Annotated in this window: 22 protein-coding genes; 9 read left to right on the forward strand and 13 right to left on the reverse strand. The window is 65.4% G+C overall.

Annotated elements, in window-relative coordinates:
* Positions 1-67 precede the first annotated feature (67 nt).
* A complete protein-coding gene (locus R3P95_RS04940) occupies positions 68-1,453 on the reverse strand; it encodes a cystathionine beta-synthase (RefSeq protein WP_121870491.1) in 1,386 nt (461 codons plus the stop codon).
* A gap of 97 nt (positions 1,454-1,550) precedes the next feature.
* On the opposite strand from R3P95_RS04940, the gene R3P95_RS04945 reads away from it, so the two are divergent.
* Both R3P95_RS04945 and R3P95_RS04950 read left to right on the forward strand, forming a co-directional pair.
* Complete coding sequence (locus R3P95_RS04945; protein ID WP_317547470.1) at positions 1,551-2,564, forward strand: SGNH/GDSL hydrolase family protein; 1,014 nt, start codon at positions 1,551-1,553, stop codon at positions 2,562-2,564.
* 71 nt (positions 2,565-2,635) lie between these two features.
* A complete protein-coding gene (locus R3P95_RS04950; protein ID WP_068051627.1) occupies positions 2,636-3,856 on the forward strand; it encodes an acetyl-CoA C-acetyltransferase in 1,221 nt (406 codons plus the stop codon).
* A 66-nt stretch (positions 3,857-3,922) separates the two neighbouring features.
* Here R3P95_RS04950 and R3P95_RS04955 read toward each other — a convergent pair whose 3' ends face one another.
* The gene (locus R3P95_RS04955; protein ID WP_032404782.1) at positions 3,923-4,771 is read right to left on the reverse strand and encodes a Bax inhibitor-1/YccA family protein; all 849 of its coding nucleotides are present in this window, start codon (positions 4,769-4,771) and stop codon (positions 3,923-3,925) included.
* 197 nt (positions 4,772-4,968) lie between these two features.
* Between R3P95_RS04955 and R3P95_RS04960 the strand changes: the two genes are divergently transcribed.
* Positions 4,969-5,394 (forward strand): hypothetical protein, encoded by a 426-nt coding sequence (locus R3P95_RS04960; protein ID WP_068051629.1) that lies wholly within the window; start codon positions 4,969-4,971, stop codon positions 5,392-5,394.
* 3 nt (positions 5,395-5,397) lie between these two features.
* Here R3P95_RS04960 and R3P95_RS04965 read toward each other — a convergent pair whose 3' ends face one another.
* From R3P95_RS04965 to R3P95_RS04980, 4 genes are all read right to left on the reverse strand, one after another.
* Positions 5,398-6,525 carry a class I SAM-dependent methyltransferase gene (locus tag R3P95_RS04965; protein ID WP_317547471.1) on the reverse strand — a complete coding sequence of 376 codons (1,128 nt, stop codon included), beginning with the start codon at positions 6,523-6,525 and terminating at the stop codon, positions 5,398-5,400.
* A gap of 229 nt (positions 6,526-6,754) precedes the next feature.
* Complete coding sequence (locus R3P95_RS04970) at positions 6,755-7,279, reverse strand: peroxiredoxin (protein ID WP_068051633.1); 525 nt, start codon at positions 7,277-7,279, stop codon at positions 6,755-6,757.
* A 16-nt stretch (positions 7,280-7,295) separates the two neighbouring features.
* Positions 7,296-8,063, reverse strand: coding sequence for a tyrosine-protein phosphatase (locus tag R3P95_RS04975; RefSeq protein WP_317547472.1), 768 nt, complete (start codon positions 8,061-8,063; stop codon positions 7,296-7,298).
* Between the two features lie 24 nt (positions 8,064-8,087).
* On the reverse strand, positions 8,088-8,660 hold the full coding sequence (locus R3P95_RS04980; protein ID WP_149405297.1) for an antibiotic biosynthesis monooxygenase: 573 nt from the start codon (positions 8,658-8,660) through the stop codon (positions 8,088-8,090).
* A gap of 170 nt (positions 8,661-8,830) precedes the next feature.
* Here R3P95_RS04980 and R3P95_RS04985 point away from each other — a divergent pair, with 170 nt between their 5' ends.
* Positions 8,831-9,328, forward strand: coding sequence for an Lrp/AsnC family transcriptional regulator (locus R3P95_RS04985; RefSeq protein ID WP_094686552.1), 498 nt, complete (start codon positions 8,831-8,833; stop codon positions 9,326-9,328).
* Complete coding sequence (locus tag R3P95_RS04990) at positions 9,325-10,470, forward strand: NAD(P)/FAD-dependent oxidoreductase (protein ID WP_317547473.1); 1,146 nt, start codon at positions 9,325-9,327, stop codon at positions 10,468-10,470. The genes R3P95_RS04985 and R3P95_RS04990 overlap by 4 nt, the downstream gene beginning before the upstream one ends.
* Positions 10,471-10,509: 39 nt before the next feature.
* On the opposite strand, the gene R3P95_RS04995 is transcribed toward R3P95_RS04990, so the two are convergent.
* Positions 10,510-11,157, reverse strand: coding sequence for a TetR/AcrR family transcriptional regulator (locus R3P95_RS04995; protein ID WP_262498277.1), 648 nt, complete (start codon positions 11,155-11,157; stop codon positions 10,510-10,512).
* Between the two features lie 130 nt (positions 11,158-11,287).
* Here R3P95_RS04995 and R3P95_RS05000 point away from each other — a divergent pair, with 130 nt between their 5' ends.
* Positions 11,288-12,769 carry an MDR family MFS transporter gene (locus R3P95_RS05000; protein ID WP_317547475.1) on the forward strand — a complete coding sequence of 494 codons (1,482 nt, stop codon included), beginning with the start codon at positions 11,288-11,290 and terminating at the stop codon, positions 12,767-12,769.
* Between the two features lies 1 nt (position 12,770).
* On the opposite strand, the gene R3P95_RS05005 is transcribed toward R3P95_RS05000, so the two are convergent.
* From R3P95_RS05005 to pdhA, 4 genes are read right to left on the reverse strand one after another with little or no spacing between them, the layout of a single operon-like run.
* Positions 12,771-14,918 carry a thiamine pyrophosphate-dependent enzyme gene (locus R3P95_RS05005; RefSeq protein ID WP_317547476.1) on the reverse strand — a complete coding sequence of 716 codons (2,148 nt, stop codon included), beginning with the start codon at positions 14,916-14,918 and terminating at the stop codon, positions 12,771-12,773.
* A 51-nt stretch (positions 14,919-14,969) separates the two neighbouring features.
* Positions 14,970-16,259: a dihydrolipoamide acetyltransferase family protein gene (locus R3P95_RS05010; protein WP_317547477.1), complete on the reverse strand. Its 1,290-nt coding sequence runs from the start codon at positions 16,257-16,259 to the stop codon at positions 14,970-14,972.
* 48 nt (positions 16,260-16,307) lie between these two features.
* Complete coding sequence (locus tag R3P95_RS05015) at positions 16,308-17,303, reverse strand: alpha-ketoacid dehydrogenase subunit beta (RefSeq protein WP_300523801.1); 996 nt, start codon at positions 17,301-17,303, stop codon at positions 16,308-16,310.
* The gene (pdhA, locus tag R3P95_RS05020; protein ID WP_317547478.1) at positions 17,300-18,382 is read right to left on the reverse strand and encodes a pyruvate dehydrogenase (acetyl-transferring) E1 component subunit alpha; all 1,083 of its coding nucleotides are present in this window, start codon (positions 18,380-18,382) and stop codon (positions 17,300-17,302) included. The genes R3P95_RS05015 and pdhA overlap by 4 nt, the downstream gene beginning before the upstream one ends.
* 134 nt (positions 18,383-18,516) lie before the next feature.
* Between pdhA and R3P95_RS05025 the strand changes: the two genes are divergently transcribed.
* Positions 18,517-18,996, forward strand: coding sequence for an Lrp/AsnC family transcriptional regulator (locus R3P95_RS05025; RefSeq protein ID WP_149405290.1), 480 nt, complete (start codon positions 18,517-18,519; stop codon positions 18,994-18,996).
* Positions 18,997-19,245: 249 nt separating this feature from the next.
* Positions 19,246-20,274 carry a Glu/Leu/Phe/Val family dehydrogenase gene (locus R3P95_RS05030; RefSeq protein WP_317547797.1) on the forward strand — a complete coding sequence of 343 codons (1,029 nt, stop codon included), beginning with the start codon at positions 19,246-19,248 and terminating at the stop codon, positions 20,272-20,274.
* Between the two features lie 88 nt (positions 20,275-20,362).
* Here R3P95_RS05030 and R3P95_RS05035 read toward each other — a convergent pair whose 3' ends face one another.
* Together R3P95_RS05035 and gabT are read right to left on the reverse strand one after the other, a co-directional pair.
* Positions 20,363-21,814, reverse strand: a complete 1,452-nt coding sequence (locus R3P95_RS05035; RefSeq protein WP_317547479.1) for an NAD-dependent succinate-semialdehyde dehydrogenase — start codon at positions 21,812-21,814, stop codon at positions 20,363-20,365.
* A complete protein-coding gene (gabT, locus tag R3P95_RS05040; RefSeq protein WP_317547480.1) occupies positions 21,814-23,178 on the reverse strand; it encodes a 4-aminobutyrate--2-oxoglutarate transaminase in 1,365 nt (454 codons plus the stop codon). Before gabT ends, R3P95_RS05035 begins: the two co-directional genes overlap by 1 nt.
* Before the next feature lie 131 nt (positions 23,179-23,309).
* Here gabT and R3P95_RS05045 point away from each other — a divergent pair, with 131 nt between their 5' ends.
* On the forward strand, positions 23,310-24,806 hold the full coding sequence (locus R3P95_RS05045) for a PucR family transcriptional regulator (RefSeq protein ID WP_317547482.1): 1,497 nt from the start codon (positions 23,310-23,312) through the stop codon (positions 24,804-24,806).
* The last annotated feature ends 1 nt before the right edge of the window (position 24,807 follow it).

Below are 24,807 nucleotides of genomic sequence, written 5' to 3' on the forward strand. Positions count from 1 at the left end.
CCGCTGGGGGGTGCCGGGCTGGGGGGGGTTGGCGTGCGTCGTGGGGCACACACCCGCACCACTGCCGCTAGGCACCCTTGCTGAGGAATCCGAGCAGATCGTGGCGAGTGATGACGCCGACGGGCTTGCCTTCTTCGACGACCATCAGCGCATCGGACTCCCCGAGTGCCTTGGTGGCGTCGGAGACGGTTTCGCCTGCACCGATCAGTGGGAACGGCTCGCTCATGTGCTTGGCGACCGGGTCTGCCAGCGCGGCGCGACCTTCGAAGACCGCGCTGAGCAGATCGCGTTCGGTGACGCTGCCGGCAACCTCGCCTGCCATGACGGGAGGCTCGGCGCCGACGACCGGCATCTGCGAGACGCCGTACTCGCGCAGGATCTCGATGGCGTCGCGCACGGTCTCCGACGGGTGGGTGTGCACCAGATCCGGGAGCGCACCCGACTTTCCGCGCAGCACCTCGCCGACGGAGGTCTCGTGAGTCTTGCCGTCCAGACGCGAACGCAGGAAGCCGTACGAGGACATCCACGAGTCGTTGAAGATCTTGGCCAGGTAGCCGCGGCCGCCGTCGGGCAGCAGTACGACGACGAGGGCGTCGGGACCTTCGCGCTCGGCGACCTGGATCGCGGCGACGGCAGCCATGCCGCACGAACCGCCGACCAACAGGCCCTCCTCGCGAGCGAGACGCCGAGTCATGTCGAACGAGTCGTTGTCGGAGACGGCGATGATCTCGTCAGGGATGGACGGGTCGTAGGCGGTCGGCCAGAAGTCCTCGCCGACACCTTCGACGAGGTACGGACGCCCGGTTCCGCCGGAGTAGACCGAGCCCTCGGGGTCTACTCCGATGACCTTGACCTTGCCGCCGGAGACCTCCTTGAGGTACTTGCCGGTGCCGGAGATGGTTCCGCCGGTACCGACGCCTGCGACGAAGTGCGTGATCTTGCCGTCGGTGTCGGCCCAGATCTCGGGTCCGGTGGTCTCGTAGTGGCTGGCCGGGCCGGCCGGGTTGGAGTACTGGTTGGGCTTCCAGGCTCCGTCGATCTCGCGGACGAGTCGATCGGAGACGCTGTAGTAGCTGTTGGGGTCGTCGGGTGCGACAGCCGTGGGGCAGACGACGACCTCGGCTCCGTAGGCGCGCAGCACGTTGCGCTTGTCCTCGCCGACCTTGTCGGGGCACACGAACACGCACTTGTAGCCACGCTGCTGAGCGACCAGGGCGAGACCGACGCCGGTGTTGCCGGACGTGGGCTCGACGATGGTGCCGCCGGGCTTCAGTTCCCCTGCTGCCTCGGCCGCGTCGATCATCTTCACCGCGATGCGATCCTTGGACGAACCACCCGGGTTGAGGTACTCGATCTTGGCCGCGACAGTGCCTGCACCGTCGCCGACGACGGTGGACAACTTCACCAACGGGGTGTTGCCGATGAGTTCGGTGATGTGCTGTGCGATGCGCATTGCTTCATCTTCCCAGATGCACCTATTTCACTCTCGGTCACGGCCGTCGATACCCCGCATACGATGGTCACAACGGCACGAGGAGAGGGATCGATCTGTGACGGCGAGCGGATGGCGTACCGCTGCTAAAGCGAGCGCCGCGACAGTACTTGCAGGCTCCGGAGCAGGGACTGCATCCTGGGCCGCGTACCGACATCTGATGGCGCAGGCCGCGGCGGCCCGCGGCATCATCGGGCGCACCACCGCCAAGCCACCGGAGGCGGACGGCGTCTACACCGCGGGATGCGCGGCCCCGGAACGGTGGCGGATGGGAAATTCAGCAGATATTCACCTGATGATCTTCGGCGACTCCACCGCTGCCGGCGTGGGCTGCACCGTAGCCGACGAAGTTCCCGGCGTACTGATCGCCCGCGGACTGGCCGAGGAAACCGGGCAACGAATTCGATTGAGCACCAAAGCGATTGCCGGTGCCACCTCGAAGGGGCTCGAAGGCCAGGTCGACGCGATGTTCGTCGCGGGCCCGCCCCCGGACGCAGCGGTCATCTTCGTGGGCGCGAACGACGTCACCAAGAAGTTCTCCATCCCGGCGTCGGCGGCCCGGCTGGGCGACGCCGTCGAACGATTGACGGCCAAGGGCTGCGTCGTGGCAGTGGGCACGTGCCCCGATCTCGGTGTCGTGACGGCTATCCCGCAGCCGCTGCGCACCGTCGTCCGAAATTGGGGTCGCCGTCTTGCCAATGCCCAGACGGCCAGGACTCTCAGTGCCGGTGGGCATCCGGTGGCTCTGGCAGATCTGCTCTCCCCCGAGTTCCTGGCAGCGCCCGACACCATGTTCTCGGCCGACCGTTTTCACCCGTCGGCCGCGGGGTACGAGCTCGCCGCTCAGCAGATTCTGCCGGTACTCGCATCGGCGCTGGGCGTGTGGCACGGCGGCCCGTTGCCCGAGCTGCCGACCGTGTCCGCTGCCGCCGAATCACGCAAGGCCATCCCCCGCGCGACGGCCGCACTCGATCGCTTCCTGCGCCGGAGAAGCGCCGAGCTCGATGCCGAGATCGTCACTGCGTCGGAGGATCTCGTACGTCGTGCCGGTGACGAATCGGCGGGGTTGTAAGTTCGGACGGGAGACATCGCCTACCCGGCGGTAGCACTGTAGTCACGCAGTATCGATTCGAAGGAGATCTCATGCCAGAGGCAGTCATCGTCGCCACCGCGCGCTCACCGATCGGCAGGGCGATGAAGGGGTCGCTAAAGGACATTCGTCCCGACGACCTCACCGCCCAGATGGTCGCCGCCGCGCTGGCCAAGGTGCCCTCGCTCGACCCGAAGGACATCGACGATCTCCTCCTGGGCTGCGGTCTGCCCGGCGGCATGCAGGGCAACAACCTCGCTCGTATCGTCGCAGTGCAGCTCGGCTACGACTCGCTGCCCGGAACGACGATCACGCGCTACTGCTCGTCCTCGCTGCAGACCACCCGCATGGCGCTGCACGCGATCAAGGCAGGCGAGGGTGACGTGTTCATCTCCGCTGGTGTCGAGAGCGTGTCCAGCTTCGTCCACGGCAGCTCCGACTCGCTGCCCGAGAGCCACAACCCGATCTTCGCCGACGCCGAGGCCCGCACCAAGAAGGCGCAGGAAGAGGGCGCGGACAGCTGGACCGATCCCCGCGAGAACGGCGAGCTGCCCGATGCGTACATCGCGATGGGCCAGACGGCCGAGAACGTCGCGCTGCTCACCGGCATCACCCGCGAGGATCAGGACCACTGGGGCGTCCGCAGCCAGAACCGCGCCGAAGAGGCCATCAACGCAGGCTTCTTCGAGCGGGAGATCACCCCGGTGACCTTGCCCGACGGCACCGTCGTCAACACCGACGACGGCCCTCGCGCCGGCACCACCTACGAGAAGATCAGCCAGCTCAAGCCGGTCTTCCGCCCGAACGGCACCATCACCGCCGGTAACGCGTGCCCGCTCAACGACGGCGCAGCAGCGCTCGTCATCATGAGCGACACCAAGGCCAAGGAACTGGGCCTGACCCCGCTGGCCCGCATCGTCTCGACCGGCGTGACCGGCACGTCCCCCGAGATCATGGGCCTCGGACCCATCGAGGCGACCCGTAAGGCGCTGAAGATCGCGGGCATGTCCATCTCCGACATCGACCTGTTCGAGATCAACGAGGCCTTCGCAGTCCAGGTCCTCGGATCGGCGCGCGACCTCGGCATCGAAGAGGACAAGCTCAATGTCTCCGGTGGTGCCATCGCGATCGGCCACCCGTTCGGCATGACCGGTGCGCGCATCACCACCACGCTGCTGAACAACCTGACCACGCACGACAAGACGTTCGGCGTCGAGACCATGTGCGTCGGCGGCGGCATGGGTATGGCGATGGTGCTCGAGCGCCTCAGCTGATCCGAGACACACAACGAAAAAGCCCCGCCCTCCTTCGATGGAGTGGCGGGGCTTTTCGCGTGAGCACTAGTCGTTCTGGAAGTAGCTCAGCAGACGCAGGATCTCGACGTACAGCCAGACCAGCGTGATGGTCAGACCGAGGGCGACGCCCCAGGCTGCCTTCTCGGGAGCCTGTGCGCGGATCAGCTGATCGGCCTGATCGAAGTCGAGCAGGAAGCTGAACGCGGCAATGCCGATGCAGACGAGGCTGAAGATGATGGCCAGCGGTCCGCCGGAGCGGAGTCCGAAACCGTCCTCCATGAAGAAGCTGGCGACGAGATTGCCGAGCATCAGCACGACGACACCGATGAGGGCACCGACGACCATGCGGGTCAAGCGCGGGGTGACGCGGATGGCACCGGTCTTGTAGACGATCAGCATGCCGAAGAACACGCCGAACGTACCGAGGACTGCCTGGCCGATGAGGGCGGATCCACCGACCCCACCGAACTCGACGCCGGTGAACATGAGCGACAGCGCACCGAGGAACACGCCTTCGGCTGCGGCGTACGCGAGCACGATCGCCTTGTTGTCCATCTTGCGGCCGAAGGTCGCGAACATGACCAGACCGAAGCCGATCAAGCCACCGCCGATGACGAACGGGATGGCCAAGTCGGTGTTGTTTGAGACGAGCAGGTACGAGATGATCGCCGTCACGCTCAGCACGCCGAGGGTGATGCCGGTCTTGGTGACCACGTCGTCGATCGTCATGGCCCGCTGTGCGGGCTGCGTGGTGTACGGGTCGGCCTGCGTTCCGGGATGCTGGCCGAAGGTTGCGGCCTGCGAGGCTCCAGCCGTCGCAGATCCGAATGTGGCGTATCCGCCGCCCTGCTGCTTGGGCAGGTTGCGGAACACCGGGTTGCTGGAGGTGCGCACCGTGTCTCTTCCCTTCGTAAGTTCTGATCCCCACCGGGGATCTCCCCGTCGGTCATCAGTAGAACGTCTGACATCCGGACAAAAGTTCCCGAGCGGAGAACTTCTACGACGGACAAAACGGACTCTACCGGGTACCGGGCACACACGCGGAGACGACCGCGTGTGTGACACCGAATCGAAACGGGCACTATGAGGAAATGGCAATCGAAGACGGACCCGACCAGACCTTGGACCCCAGTGAAAGCGTCGACTCCGACGAGGTGCGCAACGACGACGGCGACACCGTGGTCGATCCCCCCGACCATTGGAGCGAGGCCAACAGCTTCGGCACCACCGCTCGCGAGGCTGCCGAGGGCGAGAGCCTGGATCTCAAGCTCAGCGAGGAAGAACCCGACATCGCCGTCGAGGAGGAACTCGACCGCCCGATCACCGAGACTCCCGACGACGAACTGACCGAGGAACTCGTCGACCACGTCGTCGAGGAATCCGACGAGGATCCCGACATCGACTACGCGGAAGGCCAGCGTCAGGCCGAGATCGTCGAGGGCACCCTCGTCGAGGACCTCGGGCGCAACCGGGGACAGATCGACGGAACTCCCGAAGACGGCGGCCCGGTCACCTGACAGTCATCGTTGCTCGCTCGGGCGTACCGAGCGAGCGACGGTGAACTTGCCGTTGCGGCCCATGAGATCGGTGGGACCCACCGCGTCGGCCAGTTCACGCCGGTAGTTCAAGTGTGTGTTGTAGACCGTCCACATCTGTCCGCCCGGTCGCAGCACCCGACCGGCGGCGGCGAACAATTTGCTCGCCGCGCCCGTGTGCACCGCGGCACCCTCGTGGAACGGTGGATTGCAGACCACCAGATCGACCGATTCGGAATCGAAGGTCGACATCGCGTCGTCGGCGATCACCGAAATTCGAGCCCCGTTCGCCGCCGCAGTGGCCGACGCCGATGCGATCGCTGCCGCCGAGCGATCTGTCGCGATCACCTCGAGATCGGGCCTGGTCCGAGCCAGCTCGGTGGCGAGAATCCCTGTGCCACAACCCAAATCGACGGCGGTGCGAGCCCGCGGCAGCATCTTCGGTATGTACTCGAGCAGAAAACGAGTTCCGATATCGAGGCCGGCCCCCGCGAACACCGCACCGTGCGCCACCACCGTCATGTCGACATCGGCAATCCGCTTGCTCACCGGATACGTCATGCCCGACGCCACCGCCCCGGTTGCGGTGAGCACTCGGGCTTTCTGCCGGCCGCGGCCGGCCGTGACGGTCTCGAACGACTTTCTCAGGACGTCGTTCATCGCGGGGGTCATGTGCTTGTCTCGCCCGCCCGCGAGGACGACGACGTCCGCCGCCGCGTGTGCCGCGATGTGCTCGGCGATCTCGGTGAGTTCGGCAAGACTTCGCGGCAATTGCATCAGTACTGTGCCCACGTCGGTCAGCAGCTCGGCACCCAGGGCGTGCTGGGTGTAGGAGTCCGACAACGAGACCCGCGCGGCGTTCAGCTCGAGTGCCCGCGCGCCGGTGACGGCGTCCTGATGAACGCGAACCGCGGTGAAACCGAGAGAAACGACCCCGAGGGTCATGGCTCCGTACCTGTCGCCGATCACCGCGATCGGCATCGTCCTGTCGATTCCGGGGAGTTCGTCGACGGTATCGAGGACGAGGCGGTCCGCGGCGTCGACGGCATGGAGGTTGGGTGCCTCGGCGTCGGGCTCACGGCGGAGGGCGTCGAACAGGGATTCATCGGGCACCCGAGCAGTATCCCACCCTGCACACCCACGACAGCCCGCGCGGCGAGTGGCTATTGCGGCGAATCAGGGGCATGCTCGGGGAATGGAACACAAAGACAAGAACGAGGCACTCTTCAGCCATCCTGACGATGCATCGACCGATGCACACGCCGAAGCTTCGAAGCCTGCCGTCTACACCGCCCTGTTCAGCGGCGCGAACGAATGACGTTCGGAACGTAACGAGCAACTCTCACGACAGGTAGCGCAGGTACTCGAGCGCCTTGGTCGCATGCACGTGACCGCGCTCGCTCCGCACCGTCATCCGCACCACTCGGTGCCGATCGATCACGAATGTCGTCCGCTTCACGGACAGTAATTGCCTCACATATCCGCGACGGCCCGCGTTCGAGTGGCCGCGTTCGAGCTCTCGGAGCCGACGCCGCCGCGTGAACCACCCGCCTCGACGCACTCCGAACTGTTCGGCGACCGCCCCGTCGGGATCGGAGAGCAACGGAAAGTCGAACGACCTCTGCAGCGCGAAATGATGGTTGCGATCTCGGGTGTCGGTACTGATGCCCACACGTTGTGCGCCGAATCTGTCGAATTCCGTGCCCAGATCCCTGAAGTGACACGCTTCGGCTGTGCAGATGGGGCTGTTGGCCGCCGGATAGAAGAACAGGACGACCGGACCCGACGCCGTCAGGTCGGACAGCGCACGCAATTCACCGGAATGGTCCGGCAACTCGAAGTCCGGGGCGGTCTTTCCGATGCGCATGGGGCGAGGTTACCGCTCAGCCCTGCACGAGGGCGGCAGTCAGACGTCGTCGGAGATCCCGATCGATGCCCAGGTGGGTCAGATATCCGCCGAACGAACCGTGGTTCGACTCCATGGTGGCCCATCCGTGCTCCAGATAGGACGCACGAACGCCCAGTATCGCCTCGGTGGGCAGAACGTCGTGGAGTCCGGTCCAGGTCCGGCGGACGTGGGCGAGCAATGGCTCCACCGCGTCGTTGCTTCTCAGATAGTCCGCAACGATGTCGTCCTCGTCGACGCCGGCCGCCCGCAACACCGTCGCGACCGTCCACCCTGCCCGGTCCTTGCCCGCTGCGCAGTGCACCAGGACGCCGCCGCGACGCCCCACGATCTCGTCCACCACCCGCTTGATCGCATGCGACGCACCGTCGAGAGTCGAGAACGACGCGTACGCGCGCATCATGTAGTCCACTTGACTCTGCTCGTCGTGAATCGGCGCCGCCTCGTGTGGGGCTCGCTCGCCCTTCAGATTCTCGTACGGCACGGAGATCGACTCGACGCCGGCGGGAACCCTGTCGACACCGCTTCGCTCGGCCTCCGCATCACCGCGAAAATCGAACACGGTACGGATGCCGAGATCCGCGACAACGCGCTGCCCGACCTCGGTCAACCCGCTCAATTCGGATGCGCGATAGAACAATCCGGGCCGAACCGTCGCCCCGTCCGTGGTACGCACACCGCCGAGATCACGGAAGTTCCAGGCCCCGTCGAGGGCGAATTGATCGTGTACCGGGGCGTCGGGCATGCTTCGACCCTATCGAAGGTGAAGCTACGAGTGCGGTACCAGCCACCGCCGTAGCCGGGCGGTGACGAACGGCATCACCACGTAGACCATCAGCGGCGTGCACATCATCACCACCAGTGCGGTGCGCAGAGCCACGTTCAGGTCCGTCAGGTGCGGAGTGAGAACGATGTTGACGAGCAGACTGACAGCGTAGAAGGCCACGCCGATCGAGATCGCCTGCTTCCACCGCGGCGGCGGTCCACCGATCACCCGAACGGCGTCGGTGAGGTTGGACTGCGGCTCGAACCATCCCTCCACACCGGAGAGTCGATGGGTCGCAACGTCGTCGGCGATGGGACGGCCGGTGGCGAGCCAGGTGCGCCTGGCATCCGAGCGCAGCCAGGCGTCGAGGTCGTCGTGGGTCTCGAATCGGTACACCACGTGATAGTCGCTGGAATCACCGGAACTGCGCAGCCAGCCGCCACCGAGAAATCCGGGAAAGGTTCGGACCAGATCCATCCCGTGATCGGTCCACTCCACGAAGTCTGTTTCGTATCCCTGTCGAACGCGTCGTGCGACCGAGGTCGTGACGTGATCGAGCGTGTCGGTCGTGGTCATGACTACCCCTTCTGCGCGTGTTCGTCGCGGATCGATGTGTTCTACACAGAGTGCGGCCAGATGGACCGACTTTCAAATCGAGAGCCGAATCGAAGATCGATGGCTCATGGCCACGAAAGATGTGACAATTCGTCTACACAGACCCTTTCCGAGCGACCTGGAGTGGACGGATGGCACAGCACCGACCCGAGTACCGTCTCGACGACGTGGACCGACGCATCGTCACCGAGCTCAGCCGCGACGGCCGAATGTCCATGCGCGCCCTGGCCGAGGCCACCCACATCTCGCGGGCGCACGCCTACGTGCGCGTCGACCGCCTCGTCGACGAAGGTGTCATCGAGGGATTCACCGCACGCATCGCCTACGAGAAGGCGGGGTTCGGCGCGTCGGCCTATGTGGCACTGTCCATTCGGCAGGATTCCTGGCGAGCCGTCGCCGACGACCTGAGCACCTTTCCGTTCGTCGAACACGTCAGCCTCATGGGCGGCGACTTCGACGCACTCGTTCTGGTGCGAGCTCCCGACACCTCGGCGCTACGCCATCTGGTACTCGACAAGCTGCAGGGACTCGACGGGATACTGTCGACGCGAACCTGGCTGATCTTCGACGAAGCGATCGGACCGGGCGCGCAGTGGACCGCAGAGACAACGAACGGAAGCAATCCATGACCACGTCCGAGCGAGATCCGAACTCCACCGATGTCATCGTGATCGGCGGCGGAATCGGGGGTGTCTCGCTCGGATACGAACTCGCGAGCGACCGACGCGTCACGCTGCTCGAGCGCGAGAAGACCCTGGCCTTCCACACCACCGGCCGCTCGGCCGCACTGTTCCTGGAGACCTACGGCAACAGCACCATTCGCGCTCTGACGACGGCGAGTCGAGAATTCCTGACGAACCCGCCGGAACACTTCCGATCCGAATTGCTCGCCCCGCGTCCGCTGCTGCAGTTCGCGGCCAGCGGCCGAGGTGACGCGCTGGAGGCAATGTACGCGGACGTCAGCCGACTGACGCCGGACGCCCAACTGGTATCCCCGGCCGACGCGCAGACGCTCTTTCCGCCGCTGCGTCCCGAACTGATCGATTGTGCACTGTACGAACCACATTCGATGGAGGTCGACGTACACGCGTTGCATCAGGGGTTCGTGCGGGGGCTGCGCGATCGAGGTGGTCGAGTGCACACCGGGGCAGGTGTGACGCAACTGCGACGCGTCGACGGACTGTGGCACGTGCACACCACGGACGGGTCGGTCCACACCGCGCCGCTCGTCGTCGACGCGGCAGGCGCGTGGGCGGATGTTCTCGGGGCGATGGCGGGAGCCGATCCCATCGGACTCGTGCCGATGCGTCGGTCGGTGTTCATGGTCGCCGCACCCGACAATCTCGACACCGCGAATCTTGCGACGTTGAGCGACATGGACGAGAAGTTCTACATCAAACCCGAAGGCGCACAACTCTTGTGTTCGCCTGCGGACGAGACGCCCACCGAACCGAGTGATGCGCGCCCGGACGAGCTGGAGATCGCGCGGGCGTTCGACGACATCGCCGAGGCGACCACGCTGACGGGAAGGCATCTGCGCTCGTCCTGGGCGGGTCTGCGCAGTTTCGTTCCCGATCGCACCCCGGTCGTGGGCTTCGATCGAGAAGTCGAAGGTTTCTTCTGGTGCGCCGGTCAGGGCGGATACGGAATCCAGACGTGTGCGGCGCTGGCCAGAGTGGGCGCGTCTCTGATACGGCGGCAACCACTTCCGGTCGATGTGACCGAGCGCGGACTACGGCCGGGCGACGTGGCGCCGCAGCGCTTCGGGTGAGAGGCGCTTCGCGCCACGTGCACGAAAACTCGACCCCTGCTACGAAGTTTCACTCACGTGCGGCGCAGCCGCTCTACCGACGACGCGTCGTAGATCACGCACCGTGGTTCGGTAGATGTCCAGTAGATCGGCGTCCTGTCCACCGTCGACCCGCTCGGCCCAGTCGTCGAAGGCGATGCGCATGACCATGCCGGCACCCTCCACCAGAAGTCGTGCATAGGAACGCGATTCGTGGCCACCGAGCCGTTCGGCCACCGCATCGGTGACGCGGCACAATGTCATCGCGTCGTGGGCGAAGGCCGCGGATCGCAGGTGCGCGTCGGCCCCGATCAGCCGTCGGGTGCGAAGGAGACGATCACGCACCTCGTCCGGTGCGGAGGAAAATCGTTCGACGGATCGCTCGTAGAGTGCTTCGATTCCGGTGATGGTGATGTTTTCCGGTGCCGTGGACGCCAGCCAGGCGTGCAGATCGACGTCCAGCTCGGGGTCGTTTCCGAGGACGGATTCTTCCTTCGACGCGAAACTACGGAAGAACGTACTGGGCGATACCCCTGCCCGACGCGCGATCTCGTCGACCGTCGTCGCTGCGCACCCCTGCTTCTCGAACAGGTCGAGCGCTGCGCAGGAGATCTCGAGCTGGGTGTCTCGGCGACGTCGTTCTCGCAGATCCAACACTCGTTCGGTCATCCTCGTCACTCCTTCGGGTTCTCACCGTCAACTTACCAGTAATATTCAAGTTGACAGTCACTGTCATGGTGACTCAAGCTATCTAGGCGGTCCGTTGTCCGCACCTTGTACCGATACTCGAAAGCGTCCGATGAACTCACCTCAGACCGACCACACATCCGAGTCCGCGCTGGACGACGAACTCGCGCCGGGCAGCAAACTTCTGATCGGCATTCTCGTCATCGCCGCGTTCGTCATGATCCTCAACGAGACGATCATGAGCGTGGCACTCCCGACCCTGATGGTCGACCTCGACATCACGGCGACGACGGCGCAGTGGCTCACCACCGGATTCCTGTTGACGATGGCCGTGGTCATCCCCATCACCGGATTCCTGTTCCAGCGCTTCACGTTGCGCCAGGTATTCGTGGCTGCGATGAGTCTGTTCACCGTCGGCACACTGCTCGCAGCCTCTGCCCCGGGCTTCGAGCTGCTCCTGCTCGGACGCGTCACGCAGGCCAGCGGCACGGCGATCATGTTGCCGCTGTTGATGACGACGGTGCTGACCGTCGTTCCCGCGCACAAGCGCGGCGCAATGATGGGCGTGATCTCCATCGTCATCGCCGTGGCCCCCGCCATCGGTCCGACGATCTCGGGCATCATCCTCGATTCGCTGAACTGGCGTTGGATGTTCTGGCTCGTGCTGCCGATCGCGCTCGTCGCGTTCGCCATCGGGACCACCCTGGTGAAAAACGTGACCCAGACCGGTCGACCGTCGTTCGATCCCCTGTCGGTCGTCCTGTCCGCGTTGGCTTTCGGCGGTATCGTCTACGGCCTGAGCAGCCTGGGACATTCGGCCGAGGAGTCCGTGGTGCCGGTATGGCTGCCACTGGCGGTCGGAGCGATTGCCCTCGTGGTGTTCGTGCTGCGTCAGATCTCGCGTCAGGACCGCGGCGGCGCACTGTTGGACATGCGTCCGTTCCGTACCCCGACCTTCAGCATCGGCCTCGGCATGATCGCAATCTCGATGATGGCCCTGTTCGGCGCTCTGATCCTGCTACCGATGTACCTGCAGAACGTCCGCGGTCTCGACACCCTGGACACCGGACTCATGCTGCTCCCCGGCGGACTGCTGATGGGCCTGCTTGCGCCGTTCGTCGGACGCATCTTCGACCGAATCGGACCGCGCCCGTTGGTCATTCCAGGTGCGATGGTGGTGAGCGCCGCGCTGTGGTCGATGACCGTGCTCGACGCGCAGACCGCACTGCCCTTGGTGATCGGCATCCACATGCTGCTCTCGGCGGGGCTCGCGCTGATCATGACGCCGCTCATGACCTCATCGCTGGGATCGCTTCCGACCCAGCTGTACTCGCACGGTAGCGCCATCTTCAACACGGTGCAGCAGTTGGCAGGCGCTGCCGGGACCGCACTGTTCGTCACCGTCATGTCGAACACCGCGGCAGCCCGAATCTCCGACGGCGCAACTCAGGTGGGAGGTTCGGAGGCAGGCATCCACACCGCCTTCCTCTACGGCGGTGCAGTATCGCTGGTTGCGGTGGTGGCGTCGTTCTTCATCCGCGCCCCGGCACGTAGTGATCTCGACGAGGTCGCTCCCGCACAGCCGGTGCACTGACTCAACCGGATCGAACCATCTTCACAGCCGCAGACACGATCTCGTCTTCCGACAGGAGGACGAGATCTGCTGCTCCGCCGAGTGGCACGAACGAATTCTTGCTCGCCACTCGGCGGACCTTGCCCGCGTAGCCACCCTCGATCAAGGCCGTCACGACGCCTTCTCCCACTCCCCCGTCGTGCCGGGTCTCGTCGGCGACCAACACTCGATCGAAGCCGTCGAGCCGGCGCAGAAGGTCGTCGATCGGCAGCGGAACGATCCACCGCAGGTCGACGATCGTCACGCCGATTCCGTGCTCATGCAACCTCGGCACCGCGCGCCTGCTCATCACCACCCCGTTTCCGAAGGTGACGATGGCCAGATCCATGCCACCGCCATGCGTTGCGACGGTGCCGAATTGGGCCGGGCCTTCGTCGACGCACCGCAGCGCCCCGTCACCGTCGAGCAGGTCGTTGCGGTGATACAACGCGATCGGCTCGAGAAAGACGCATACCCGTCCCTCCTCCACGGCCAGTGCCACACACGTCCGCAGCAGGGCGGCGGCCTCGGCCGCGGAACTCGGAACGGCAACGACGATGCCGGGAATATCACGCAGCACCGCAACCGCGTTGTCGTTGTGAAAGTGCCCACCGAAACCACGCTGATACGCCAGGCCTGCTATGCGCACGACCATCCCGTTGGTGAACTGCGAATCGGAGAAGAACTTGAGCGACGCGGCCTCGCCGCGCAACTGATCCTCCGCATTGTGCAGGTACGCCAGATACTGAATTTCGGGTATCGGAACGAACCCGGCGAGCGCAGTACCGAGGGCGGTGCCGAGCACCGTCTGCTCGTCGAGCAGCGTATCGAAAACCCGTGCTGCGCCGAACTTCTTGCGTAGACCCTTCGTGACACCGTAGACGCCGCCCTTGACGGCCACGTCCTCCCCGAACACGAGGACGTCCGGTCGCGCTGCCATGATCTCGGTGAGGGTCCTGTTGATCATGGCGGCGAGCGTCAGATGCGGCCCACCCTGTGCGGGCCGCAGGCTCTGCTCGGTGGCGGCCACGGCAGCGGGTCGCCGTTCGGTCAGCGGAGCCATCACCTCGTCCGCGGTGGCCAGGCGCGACGACGCCCCGGTCCGCACTGACTCGACCATTACCTCGGCCTCGGCCATGACGGTCTCGCGCATCGCCTCGTAGCGCACTTCGACGTCGGCTGCCGAGAGCACCCCGGCCCCGATCAGCGTACGTGCAGTGGCGAGCAACGGATCTCGAATGTAGTCGCCGACGATGTCTGCATTGGTTCGGTACGCGAGCTCGGCGTCGGATCCGGCGTGGCCCATCAGCCGCACCGTCTCGAGGTGCAGGACCACCGGTCGACGCCGTGTCCGCACGGTAGCAACGGCAGCGTCGACGGTATGCATCAATGCATCAGGATCGTGTCCGTTGGCCCGCACGTACTCGATCGAGGGAAATCTGCCGAGCGACTGCGCTATCCACCCTCGCGGCGATCGGGTACTGATGCCGATCCCGTTGTCCTCGCAGACGAACAATATCGGCATCGGAACGGATTGGTGCGCGCAGTAGGCCGCCGAGTTGAGCGCCCCCACCGTCGTCGAATGGTTGGCCGAGGCGTCGCCGAAGCTGCACACGACAATGGCGTCCTCGGGCCACGGGGTGCGATGCCGCAGAGCCTTCGCCCGGCCGAGTGCAAACGCCAGACCGACTGCGCGCGGTACCTGCGAGCCGATGGTCGATGTCTGTGGAACGATCCCCAGATCCGGATGTCCGAACACCTTGTGGCGGCCGCCGGACATCGGATCGCCAGTCGAGGCGACCAGACTCGCCAGCACATCCCGGATCGGGGTCGCGTCCGAATACTGTTGTGCACGTGCCGCGTAGAAACCACCGGAGCGGTAGTGCAGCAGTGCCGGGTCGGTGACCGTCGTCGCGGCACCGACGGCTGCGTTGGCCTCGTGCCCGGACGAGCCGATGGTGTAGTAGCCGAAGCCAGCTGATTGCAACCAGCGCGCGGCGAAGTCGAGATGCCGGCTCGCGAGTTGCGCGTCGAAGTACCGGAGCAGTCGGTCCGGATCGGCAACGGCCGAATCTCCGTTCCGAGCCGACCGAACCTGCTTCAGGAAGTACTCGTCGATCGCCTCGGCCACACTCGCACCTTTGTCTCCATCGAGCTGTCTGCGTCGAGCCGAGCTGAGGAATCAGCTCAGGGCGATCATATCCATCGGAGTGCTCAGCAACCGGCCGACGAGGGCCAGGAACTGCGAACCTTGCTGGCCGTCGACGAGGCGGTGATCGAACGAGAGCGACAGTGTCGTCACGGACCGCAATGCGATCTCGCCCTCGTGCTCCCACGGAATGCGGCGGATCGAACCGAAGCACAGGATGGCAGCCTCGCCGGGATTGAGAATGGGAGTGCCCGCGTCCACTCCGAACACTCCGACGTTGGTGATCGTGATCGTGCCGTCCGCCAGGTCGGCCGGACTGCTCTTGCCCTCCTTGGCCGTTCGCGTCAGCTCTGCCAGTGCGCGGGCGATGTCCACCAGGGACAGTTCGTGTGCATCCTTGATGTTGGGCACCATCAATCCGCGCGGGGTTGCTGCGGCGATGCCGAGGTTGACGTAGTGCTTGGTGACGATCTCCTGAGCAGCCTCGTCCCAGGAGGAGTTGAGCGAGGGATTCGATTTCAGCGCAACGAGAACCGCTTTGGCGACCAGCGCCAGCGGGGTCAGCCGCACGTCGGCGAAGTGGGCGGAGGACCGTAGCGAGTCCAGCAAAGTCAGGGTGTCGGTGACGTCCACCGTGACGAACTCGGTGACGTGCGGAGCGGTGAATGCACTGCGCACCATTGCATCCGCAGTATGTTTGCGCACCCCCTTGATCGGGGTCCGCTCTTCGCGGCCGACCCGCAGTGGGGTCTGCTCCCCTGCAGTGTCGGCTCCGTGCAGATATGACTCGACATCGTCTCGGGTGACGTCGCCGCGAGCTCCGGTCGGGGGTACCTCGGATAGGTCGACGGCGTTGTCCTTGGCGATCTTTCGCACCGGCGGTGCAGCCAGCGGTCTGCCGTTCTGCCCGGTCGATGCCGCAGAGACCGGAGTGGTCCCCCGGCCGCCGCGTCGACTCGATCCTTCCTTCGCCACGCCGTAACCGACGAGAACCGGAACGCGTTCCTCGCTGTCCTCGACAGGACTCGCGTCGTCCACATCGGTGCCGGTGACGACGACGTCGGGGTCCTCGGTGTCTCCATCGACTCGGATGTCGATGATCGGAACCCCGACCTCGACGGTGTCACCCTCCGACACATGCAGGGCAGCAACGACGCCCGCGAACGGTGACGGAAGTTCGACGGCGGCCTTGGCCGTTTCGACCTCGGCGATGTTCTGGTTCAACTCGATCGTGTCGCCGACCGCGACCAGCCAGGTCAGCAGATCGGCTTCGGTGAGTCCTTCCCCGAGGTCGGGCAACGGAAAGCTCTTGATGGTGGGCATCGTCGAATCCTGTTCGGTACGTATCGGCGGCGGTCGGTGAGCGCGAGGTCAGTGCGAGCGGCAGCGGTCGACTGCGTCGAGAATCCGGTCGACGTCGGGGAGATAGAACTTCTCCAGCTTCGATGCCGGGTACGGAGTACCGAAGCCGCCGACGCGCAGTACCGGTGCCTCGAGGTTGTAGAAGCAGCGTTCGGAGATCCGAGCGGCGATCTCGGAGCCGAGGCCCATGAACACGGGGGCCTCGTGCGTGACGACCAGACGCCCGGTCTTGCGTACCGAGGCCTCGATGGTCTCGAAGTCGATGGGTGAGAGTGAACGAAGATCGATGACCTCGATCGACACCCCCTCGTGGGCAGCGACTTCGGCGGCTTTGCGGGCAGTGGCGACGAGCGGTCCGTACGCGATCAAGGTGAGGTCGGTGCCCTCGGTGACCACCCGCGCCCGATGCAGCGGGTACGACGCGTCGGCATCGAGGTCGATCGGGCTCTTCTCCCAGTACCGACGCTTCGGCTCGAAGAACAGGACCGGATCGTCGCTGGCAATGGCCTGCTGAATCATGGAGTAGCCGTCGGCGGCGTTGCTGCACGTGACGACGCGAAGTCCTGCGGTCTGCGCGAAATAGCCTTCGGGAGACTCCGAGTGATGCTCGACGGCACCGATTCCGCCGCCGTAGGGCACCCGAATCGTCATGGGGATCTTGACGTTTCCACTGGTGCGGTAGTGCAGTTTGGCGACCTGCGAGACGATTTGGTCGAACGCCGGATAGATGAAGCCGTCGAACTGGATCTCGCACACCGGGCGGAATCCCCGCATCGCGAGTCCGACTGCGGTGCCGATGATGCCCGACTCCGCCAGCGGCATGTCGAGTACCCGTCCGGGGCCGAAGTCCTTCTGCAGGCCGTCGGTGATGCGGAAGACGCCGCCGAGCTTGCCGATGTCCTCGCCCATCAGCAGAACCTTCGGATCGTTCTCCATCGCTCGTCGCAGACCTGCGTTGATGGCCTTGCCCAACGGAAGACTGGTGGGCCGTTCCAGGGTGGTCATGACGAAGCTCCTTCGAATCCGGCTTGGTACGAGGCGAACTGGGCTCGCTCGTCGTCCAGGAGGGGGTGGGGGTCGGCGTAGACGTTGTCGAACACCGACATCGCAGCCGGTTCGACGGTCTCGAGGCATCCGCGACGAAGCTCGGCCGCGACGTCATCGGCGGTGCGCTTGACCGAGGCGGCGAATGCGTCGTCGAACACGCCGATTCGCCTCAGTAGCTTCTCGATTCGGTCGATCGGATCCTTGGCGCGCCATTCGTCGTCGGTGGCACCCGAGCGGTATCGCGTCGGATCGTCGGAGGTGGTGTGCGGGCCCATGCGGTAGGTGACGGCCTCGATGAGAGTCGGGCCGCTGCCCTCGCGGGCGCGAGCGAGCGCTGCCCTGGTGACGGCCAGGACGGCGAGAACGTCGTTGCCGTCGACGCGGACCGACGGAATGCCGTAGCCCTCACCGCGGGCGGCGATCGTTGCCTTGGTCTGCACGGTCACCGGCTCGGAGATCGCCCACTGATTGTTCTGGCAGAAGAACACCACCGGTGCGTGAAAACTGGCGGCGAAGCCCAGCGCCTCGGAGATGTCGCCCTGGCTGGTTGCGCCGTCGCCGAAGTAGGTGATGGCCGCGCCCTCGGCTCCCTCGAGCTGCATGCCGATGGCGTACCCGGTGGCGTGCAATCCCTGCGAGCCGACGATGATCGCGGGCGTAGTCATGCGGTACTCGTACGGGTCCCAGCCCGAGAGCGTCGAGCCGCGCCAGAACCGCAGCATCTGGGTGGGGTCTACTCCGCGACAGTAAGCAACGCCGTGCTCGCGGTAGCTGGCGAACACGAAGTCCTCGGTGTCGAGCGCACGAGCGGATCCGACCTGTGCCGCTTCCTGCCCGAGCAGCGGTGCCCACAAGCCCAGTTCGCCCTGCCGCTGTAGCGCGGTCGCCTCGGCGTCGATGCGCCGGACGACCACGAGATCGCGGTACATCTCCATCATCGCGGCCGTGTCGATGTCCGCGACGTGAGGTGAGTAGGTCTCGTTGCGGACCACCGTTCCAGATTCTTTGATCAGCTGTACCAGCGAGGTGGTGTTCATGTTCGTCGCACTCTCCGTCGTGGTGTGATGTCCTTCACAAGAACACCACCGACAGCCAGAGTGCACAAGTGCTGACTTCAGAACTGCGCACGATGCACAATATTGGGTAACGACCGAGCGACAGGAAGTGCGCAATGACCGATCTGGACAAGACCGACGCCCGACTCCTCCTCGCCCTCTGCGCCAAGCCGCGAGCCACCGGCGTCGAACTCGCCACCACCTTGGGCCTGTCCCGCAACACCGTGCAGGCGCGCCTCGGTCGATGGGACGACAAGGGATCGCTCACGCCGATCGATCACCGCATTCCACCGAAATCTCTCGGCCGCCCGCTGCAAGCATTCGTCACAGCTCAGGTCAACCAGCACACCTTGGCTGCGGTCACCGAGCACCTGCGCACCATTCCGGAAGTGCTCGAGGTGTTCGGACTGTCCGGTGCTGCGGACATGCACATTCGCATCGCCGCAGTCGACGCCGACGACCTGTATCGCATCGCAGGCCTCATCCTCGATATCCCCGGCGTCGAGCGCACCAACATGTCCATCGCGATGAGCGAGTTGATCCAGTACCGCACCAAGCCGTTGCTCGAGCAGCTCGCCGAGGAAGGCCGACGCTGAGCAGGCAGACCAGCTCTGCCGAATCGATTCACGCGCCACAGTGCAACATGCACGTTCTCGGCGACGGTGGTTGACCAGCGTGCACGTTCACGGCACTCTTCGACGGACATGTTCCCGGACACCATCCATTTCCGGGTACCGCCGCCTCATCACCGAAAGAGACTGCCTGTGTCCATCGTTGCCGACCGCCCCGCCGTCGTACCCACCCCGAACGATCCCCTGCCGACGGGCGTCTTCGATCGCCCCGACATGCCGCGCGACTCCGCACACGAACGCGTCGTGTTCTGTCAGGATCCCGACACCGGGCTGCGCGCGATCATCGCGGTCCACTCCACTGCGTTGGGACCCGCTCTCGGCGGAACTCGTTTCTACCCCTACGCATCCGAGCAGGATGCGTTGACCGATGTACTACGGCTCTCCCGGGGAATGACCTACAAGGCGGCCGTCGCGGGAGTCGATCTCGGCGGCGGTAAAGCGGTGATCATCGGCAACCCGAACGCCATCAAGACCCCGACTCTGCTGGGCGCGTACGGCCGGTTCGTCGATTCGCTCGGCGGAACGTACGTGACGGCAGGCGATGTGGGCACCAACAGCGACGATCTCGACATCATCGCCGAGGAGACGGCGCACGTCGTCGGCAAGAACACCACCGCAGGCGGCACCGGCGACAGCGGCCCTCAAACCGCGCTCGGAGTCTTTCTCTCTCTTCTGGCCGCAGCCGAATCGACCTGGGGCTCGGACGATCTGACCGGAAAGCGCATCGGCGTCGAAGGTGCAGGCAAAGTGGGCTACAACCTCGTCGCCCTGCTTCGCGATGCCGGTGCCGAGGTGATCGTCAGCGACTCCTACGCGCCCGCCCTCGATCGCATCGTTGCCGACTTCCCCGGTGTCACCGTCGGATCCGACATAATCGGTGCCGACATCGACGTCTACGCCCCGTGCGCCATGGGTGCCACTCTCGACGCGTCCTCGGTGGCCCGGTTGTCGGCGTCCATCGTGTGCGGCGCAGCGAACAACCAACTCCTCACACCCGATGTCGAAGCCATGCTGGCTGCGCGCGGAATCGTCTGGGTACCCGACTACGTCGCCAACGCCGGTGGCCTGATCCAGGTGGAAGGCGAACTGCGCGGCAAGGATTCGGCGGAGGTGATGGCCACGATCGGCAAGATCCGCGATACCGTCGCCGGCATCTTCGCCATCGCCCGCACCGAGGGCATCCTGCTGGGAGCCGCGGCAGATCGTCTGGCCGAGAATCGAATCGCCGCCGCGCGGAACTGACCAGCGGCCTGCACACGACGCTCCACTCCCTGTCGTAAATCGGCGATACCCGCGCCACAGGCCGCGGAGTGGAGCGCCATGTGCACCCTCACCGAAGCGCGATGTACTTGGTCTCGAGGTATTCCTCGATGCCCTCCGACCCGCCCTCGCGTCCGAAGCCCGATTCCTTGACACCACCGAACGGGGCGGCGGCGTCGGAGATCGCACCGCGATTGACCCCGACCATGCCGGTGTCCAGTGCCGCCGACACCCGAAGGGCGCGGTCGAGGCTCTCAGTGTAGAAATACGCCACCAACCCGTACCTGGTGTCGTTGGCTGCGGCCACGGCCTCGTCCTCGGTATCGAATCCGACGATCGCTGCGACCGGGCCGAAGATCTCGTCCTGCAACAGATTCGCGTCGCCCGGGATGCTGTCGAGAACCGTCGGCGCGTAGAAGAATCCGGGCCCCTCGGGCGCGGCTCCGCCGGTGCGCACCCGTGCGCCTTTCGCGACGGCGTCGTCGACGAGGGCGGTGACCGTTCGACGCTGCTTGTCGTTGATGAGCGGCCCGATGTCGGTCCCCTCCCGATCACCAGGACCGACCGTCAATGCCTCGATCCGCGCCGTCAACTTCGCGGTGAATTCCTCACGCACGGAGTTCGCGACGTACAGGCGGTTCGCTGCCGTGCACGCCTCGCCGCCGTTGCGCATCTTGGCCAGCATCGCTCCGTCGACAGCGGCGTCGATGTCTGCGTCGTCGAACACGATGAACGGAGCGTTGCCACCGAGTTCCATCGACGTCCGCAGCAGCCTGTCGGCAGCGTTGCGCACCAACAGTTTTCCTACTCCGGTCGAACCGGTGAACGTGATCTTCCGCAGCCTCGGATCGTCCATCAACGGTCCGGTGACGGAGGCGGCGTCGGAGGTGGGAAGTATCGACAGCACACCGCTCGGCAACCCGGCGTCGGCGAACACCTGTCCGAGCAGAAGCATCGTCAGCGGGGTGTCCTCGGCCGGTTTGACGATGACGGTGCAGCCCGCGGCCAGTGCCGGCCCGATCTTGCGTGTGCCCATGGCCAACGGAAAGTTCCACGGGGTGATCGCCAGTACCGGGCCGACCGGCGACTTGGTGACCAGGATCGAGCCGTTACCCGCAGGCGCGGGGGTGAACCGGCCACCGATCCGAACGGCTTCCTCACTGAACCAGCGCAGGAATTCGCTACCGTACTTCACCTCACCGTGGCTCTCCGCCAACGACTTTCCCATTTCGAGCGTCATCAGCAGAGCGAAGTCGGCAGCACGCTCCTGCAGCAGGTCGAAGGCGCGCCGCAGAATCTCGGCTCGCTCACGAGCGGGCGTCGCCGCCCACCCCGGCTGCGCCTCGGCGGCAAGGTCGAGCGCGGCGATGCCGTCGGCCGCGGTGGCGTCGGCGACTGTGGTCAGCTCGTCGCCGGTCGCCGGGTTCAGCACGGCGAATCGTGCGCCCGACGCAGAAGGCGATTGCACACCACCGAGCCAGAGATCGGTGGGCAGCGAGGAGATCAGATCGTAAGCATCCATCAGTTCCCCTGCGCCACAGTGCGAAGCGAGTCTTCGAGCACGGTCAAAGCATCATCGAGCAACTCGTCGGAGATCACCAGGGGCGGCAGCAACCGGATGACGTTGCCGTAGGTGCCGCACGTCAGCACGATCACTCCGGCCTCGAGTGCCGCCGCCGCAACGGCTTTGGTGGCCTCCGGGTTGGGCTCACGCCCACCCGGTAGCACGAGCTCGAGCGCAAGCATGGCTCCGCGGCCACGCACCTCACCGATGATGCCGAACTCGGCACTCAACGCATTCAGTCGCTCGAACACGATGCGTTCGATGTCGCGCGCTCGGGCATTGAGACCGAGTGTCTCCATCTGCTCGATGGACGCCAGGGCCGCGGCGCAGGCGACAGGGTTGCCGCCGTACGTGCCACCGAGCCCACCGGGGTGCACGGCATCGATCAGGTCGGCACGGCCGGTGACCGCGGCCAGCGGCATTCCGCCCGCAATGCCCTTCGCCATCGTGATCAGATCAGGTACGACGCCCTCGTGCTCGCTGGCGAACCAGGCCCCGGTCCGAGTGAAGCCGGACTGCACCTCGTCGGCGATGAAGACGACGCCGTTCTCACGTGCCCAATCCGCCAGTGCAGGCAGGAATCCTTCTGCGGGCACGATGAAGCCGCCCTCACCCTGAATCGGCTCGATCAGGATGGCCGCGAGATTGCCTGCACCGATTTGCTTGTCGATGACGGAGATCGCTCGCGCCGCAGCCTGGGCACCGGTCACCGCGGAACCGTCGACGTTCAGACCTTCGCGGAACGGGTACGACATCGGCGCTCGATAGACCTCGGGAGCGAACGGCCCGAATCCGCTCTTGTACGGCATCGACTTCGACGTCAGTGCCATCGTCAGGTTGGTGCGGCCGTGGTACGCGTGGTCGAACACGACGACAGCGGACCGCCCGGTCGCGTGACGTGCGATCTTCACGGCGTTCTCGACGGCCTCGGCACCACTGTTGAACAGGACGCTGCGCTTGTCGTGATCGCCCGGGGTCAACGCGGCCAGCTTCTCGGCGACCTCGATGTAGCCCTCGTACGGCGCGACCATGAAGCACGTGTGGGTGAAGTGTGCGACCTGATCCTGCACGGCGGCAACAACTGCCGGGTTCGAGGCACCGACGGTGGTCACGGCGATTCCGGCCCCGAGGTCGATCAGCGAGTTCCCGTCGACATCGACCACGACGCCACCGTCCGCGTCGGCCACGTACACCGGCAGCGTCGAGGCAACGCCTGCACCGACGACGGCCTTGCGCCGCTGCGCCAACGCCGCCGACTTCGGCCCGGGGAAGGCGGTGACGATCTTGCGCTCCTGCGGAAGTCGGTACTCGATCGAGGCCATGGGTCGCACCTTTCGTGTGGGCTTGTCGTGCAAGTATGCGACTCGACGAGCACGACGGCCGGACGCCATTTCGTACACCTCGACGGCACATTGCACTCCATTTCGGCAGTTCTGCCGCTACAGTTCGATCGGTGAGCGTGCAGATGTCCTGGCTGTTGAGGCAGCAACACCTTCGCCTGAGTCACCGCGGCGGACCGGAGCGCAGCGCTGCGCCCATCACCTTCGCGCAGGCGACCGAACTCATCGATCCCAGTCCGTGGCTGTCGGGCGGTGAACTGATTCTCACGACCGGACTCGGCTTCGACGCCGACGGCCCGGCCCTCGGTACCTACGTCCGGACCTTGGCGGCCGCGGGTGTCGCCTGTCTCGGATTCGGAGTCGGGTTGTCCCACAGCACTATTCCCCGTCACATTCTCGACACCGCCGAGGATGTCGGGCTTCCTGTCGTGGAGGTTCCCTACGACATCCCGTTCGCCGCCGTCATCAGAGCGGTCATGAAACGCATAGCCGAGCAGGAATACGAGCAGGTTCTGCGTGCGGCGTCGGTCCAGACCCGCATCACGAGGGCAGCACTGCACGGCGGCGTCGACGCGATCGTTCGCGAACTGGCCGTCGCCACGTCCACATCGGTGGCGCTGATCGGCAATCGCACCGAATCGTTCCATCCCGCCGCCGCAGCCGATCTCGTAGAGCGCGCCCGCGACGTCGCCCGCAGCATTCGCCCGTCGTCGTCACCGGCCACGGTGTCGGTCAGCGAACCGGGGTGCACCGTCACTCTGCATTCGGTCGCCATCTCCGGCGGGGCGTCGAGCTTTCTCGCGATTCGCACCGCTGGCCCGGTGACGGGCGTCGAGCAGATCCTGCTCGGGCACGCGGTGTCTCTGGTGACCCTCGAACTCGAGAAGCCCACGCGGCTGCGCGCCGAGCAGTCGCGACTCAACACGCTCGCGCTCGGATTGTTGCTGGACGGCCATCTGCCCTCCCCCGACGGCACCGCGCTACCGAGCTATCTCGTCGACGCCGCCGACGACGACTCTCGCATCAGGGTCGCCGTTGTCCGCGGACCGTCCGAGCGCATCGTCGAGGCGATCGATGCCGAGTGCCGAGCCAGGGCGCGGCCCACGTTCACTCGGCAGACCGACACCGGTGTGGTGGTGTTGTTCCGCGGTAGCGACGACTCCGATGTCGTTGCCCGACTGTTCGATTCACTGCCGAGGTCGGTGCGCGTCGGCCTCAGTTCCAGCCTCCCCATCACCGAGACTCCCGTCGCTCTGAAGCAGGCTTCGCTCGCGTGCGCAGCGGCCGGCTCTGGCGATCGGATCGTCGAATTCACCGGATCGATGCTGTTGGCCTCCGAGCCGGTACAGGAATCGTTGCGTGCCATGGCCGCCGTGACCATTGCAGTGCTGTCCGAGTACGACCGCACCCACACCGCCGATCTGGTGGGATCGCTTCGGGCTTTTCTCGAAGCGAACGGGCATTGGGAGACCGCTGCGGCGACTCTGTCCGTTCATCGCCACACGCTGCGAAACCGGATCACCCGATGCGAAGAGTTACTGTCGGTCGATCTGACGTCGGCGCGGGTGCGGGCGGAATTGTTGCTTTCACTGCTTGCCGCGACATCGTGAA

This window comes from Rhodococcus cercidiphylli (assembly GCF_033042225.1).
GTDB lineage: Bacteria > Actinomycetota > Actinomycetes > Mycobacteriales > Mycobacteriaceae > Rhodococcoides.

Coding starts and splice junctions, on each gene's coding strand:
- R3P95_RS04960 (WP_068051629.1), top strand. CDS start 4,969: ATGGCAATCGAAGACGGACCCGACCAGACCTTGGACCCCAGTGAAAGC.
- R3P95_RS04975 (WP_317547472.1), bottom strand. CDS start 8,063: ATGCCCGACGCCCCGGTACACGATCAATTCGCCCTCGACGGGGCCTGG.
- R3P95_RS05035 (WP_317547479.1), bottom strand. CDS start 21,814: ATGGATGCTTACGATCTGATCTCCTCGCTGCCCACCGATCTCTGGCTC.
- R3P95_RS04980 (WP_149405297.1), bottom strand. CDS start 8,660: ATGACCACGACCGACACGCTCGATCACGTCACGACCTCGGTCGCACGA.
- R3P95_RS05000 (WP_317547475.1), top strand. CDS start 11,288: ATGAACTCACCTCAGACCGACCACACATCCGAGTCCGCGCTGGACGAC.
- R3P95_RS05030 (WP_317547797.1), top strand. CDS start 19,246: ATGCCGCGCGACTCCGCACACGAACGCGTCGTGTTCTGTCAGGATCCC.
- R3P95_RS05010 (WP_317547477.1), bottom strand. CDS start 16,259: ATGCCCACCATCAAGAGCTTTCCGTTGCCCGACCTCGGGGAAGGACTC.
- R3P95_RS05015 (WP_300523801.1), bottom strand. CDS start 17,303: ATGACCACCCTGGAACGGCCCACCAGTCTTCCGTTGGGCAAGGCCATC.
- R3P95_RS04950 (WP_068051627.1), top strand. CDS start 2,636: ATGCCAGAGGCAGTCATCGTCGCCACCGCGCGCTCACCGATCGGCAGG.
- R3P95_RS04940 (WP_121870491.1), bottom strand. CDS start 1,453: ATGCGCATCGCACAGCACATCACCGAACTCATCGGCAACACCCCGTTG.
- R3P95_RS04985 (WP_094686552.1), top strand. CDS start 8,831: ATGGCACAGCACCGACCCGAGTACCGTCTCGACGACGTGGACCGACGC.
- R3P95_RS04995 (WP_262498277.1), bottom strand. CDS start 11,157: ATGACCGAACGAGTGTTGGATCTGCGAGAACGACGTCGCCGAGACACC.
- R3P95_RS04990 (WP_317547473.1), top strand. CDS start 9,325: ATGACCACGTCCGAGCGAGATCCGAACTCCACCGATGTCATCGTGATC.
- R3P95_RS04970 (WP_068051633.1), bottom strand. CDS start 7,279: ATGCGCATCGGAAAGACCGCCCCGGACTTCGAGTTGCCGGACCATTCC.
- gabT (WP_317547480.1), bottom strand. CDS start 23,178: ATGGCCTCGATCGAGTACCGACTTCCGCAGGAGCGCAAGATCGTCACC.
- pdhA (WP_317547478.1), bottom strand. CDS start 18,382: ATGAACACCACCTCGCTGGTACAGCTGATCAAAGAATCTGGAACGGTG.
- R3P95_RS05025 (WP_149405290.1), top strand. CDS start 18,517: ATGACCGATCTGGACAAGACCGACGCCCGACTCCTCCTCGCCCTCTGC.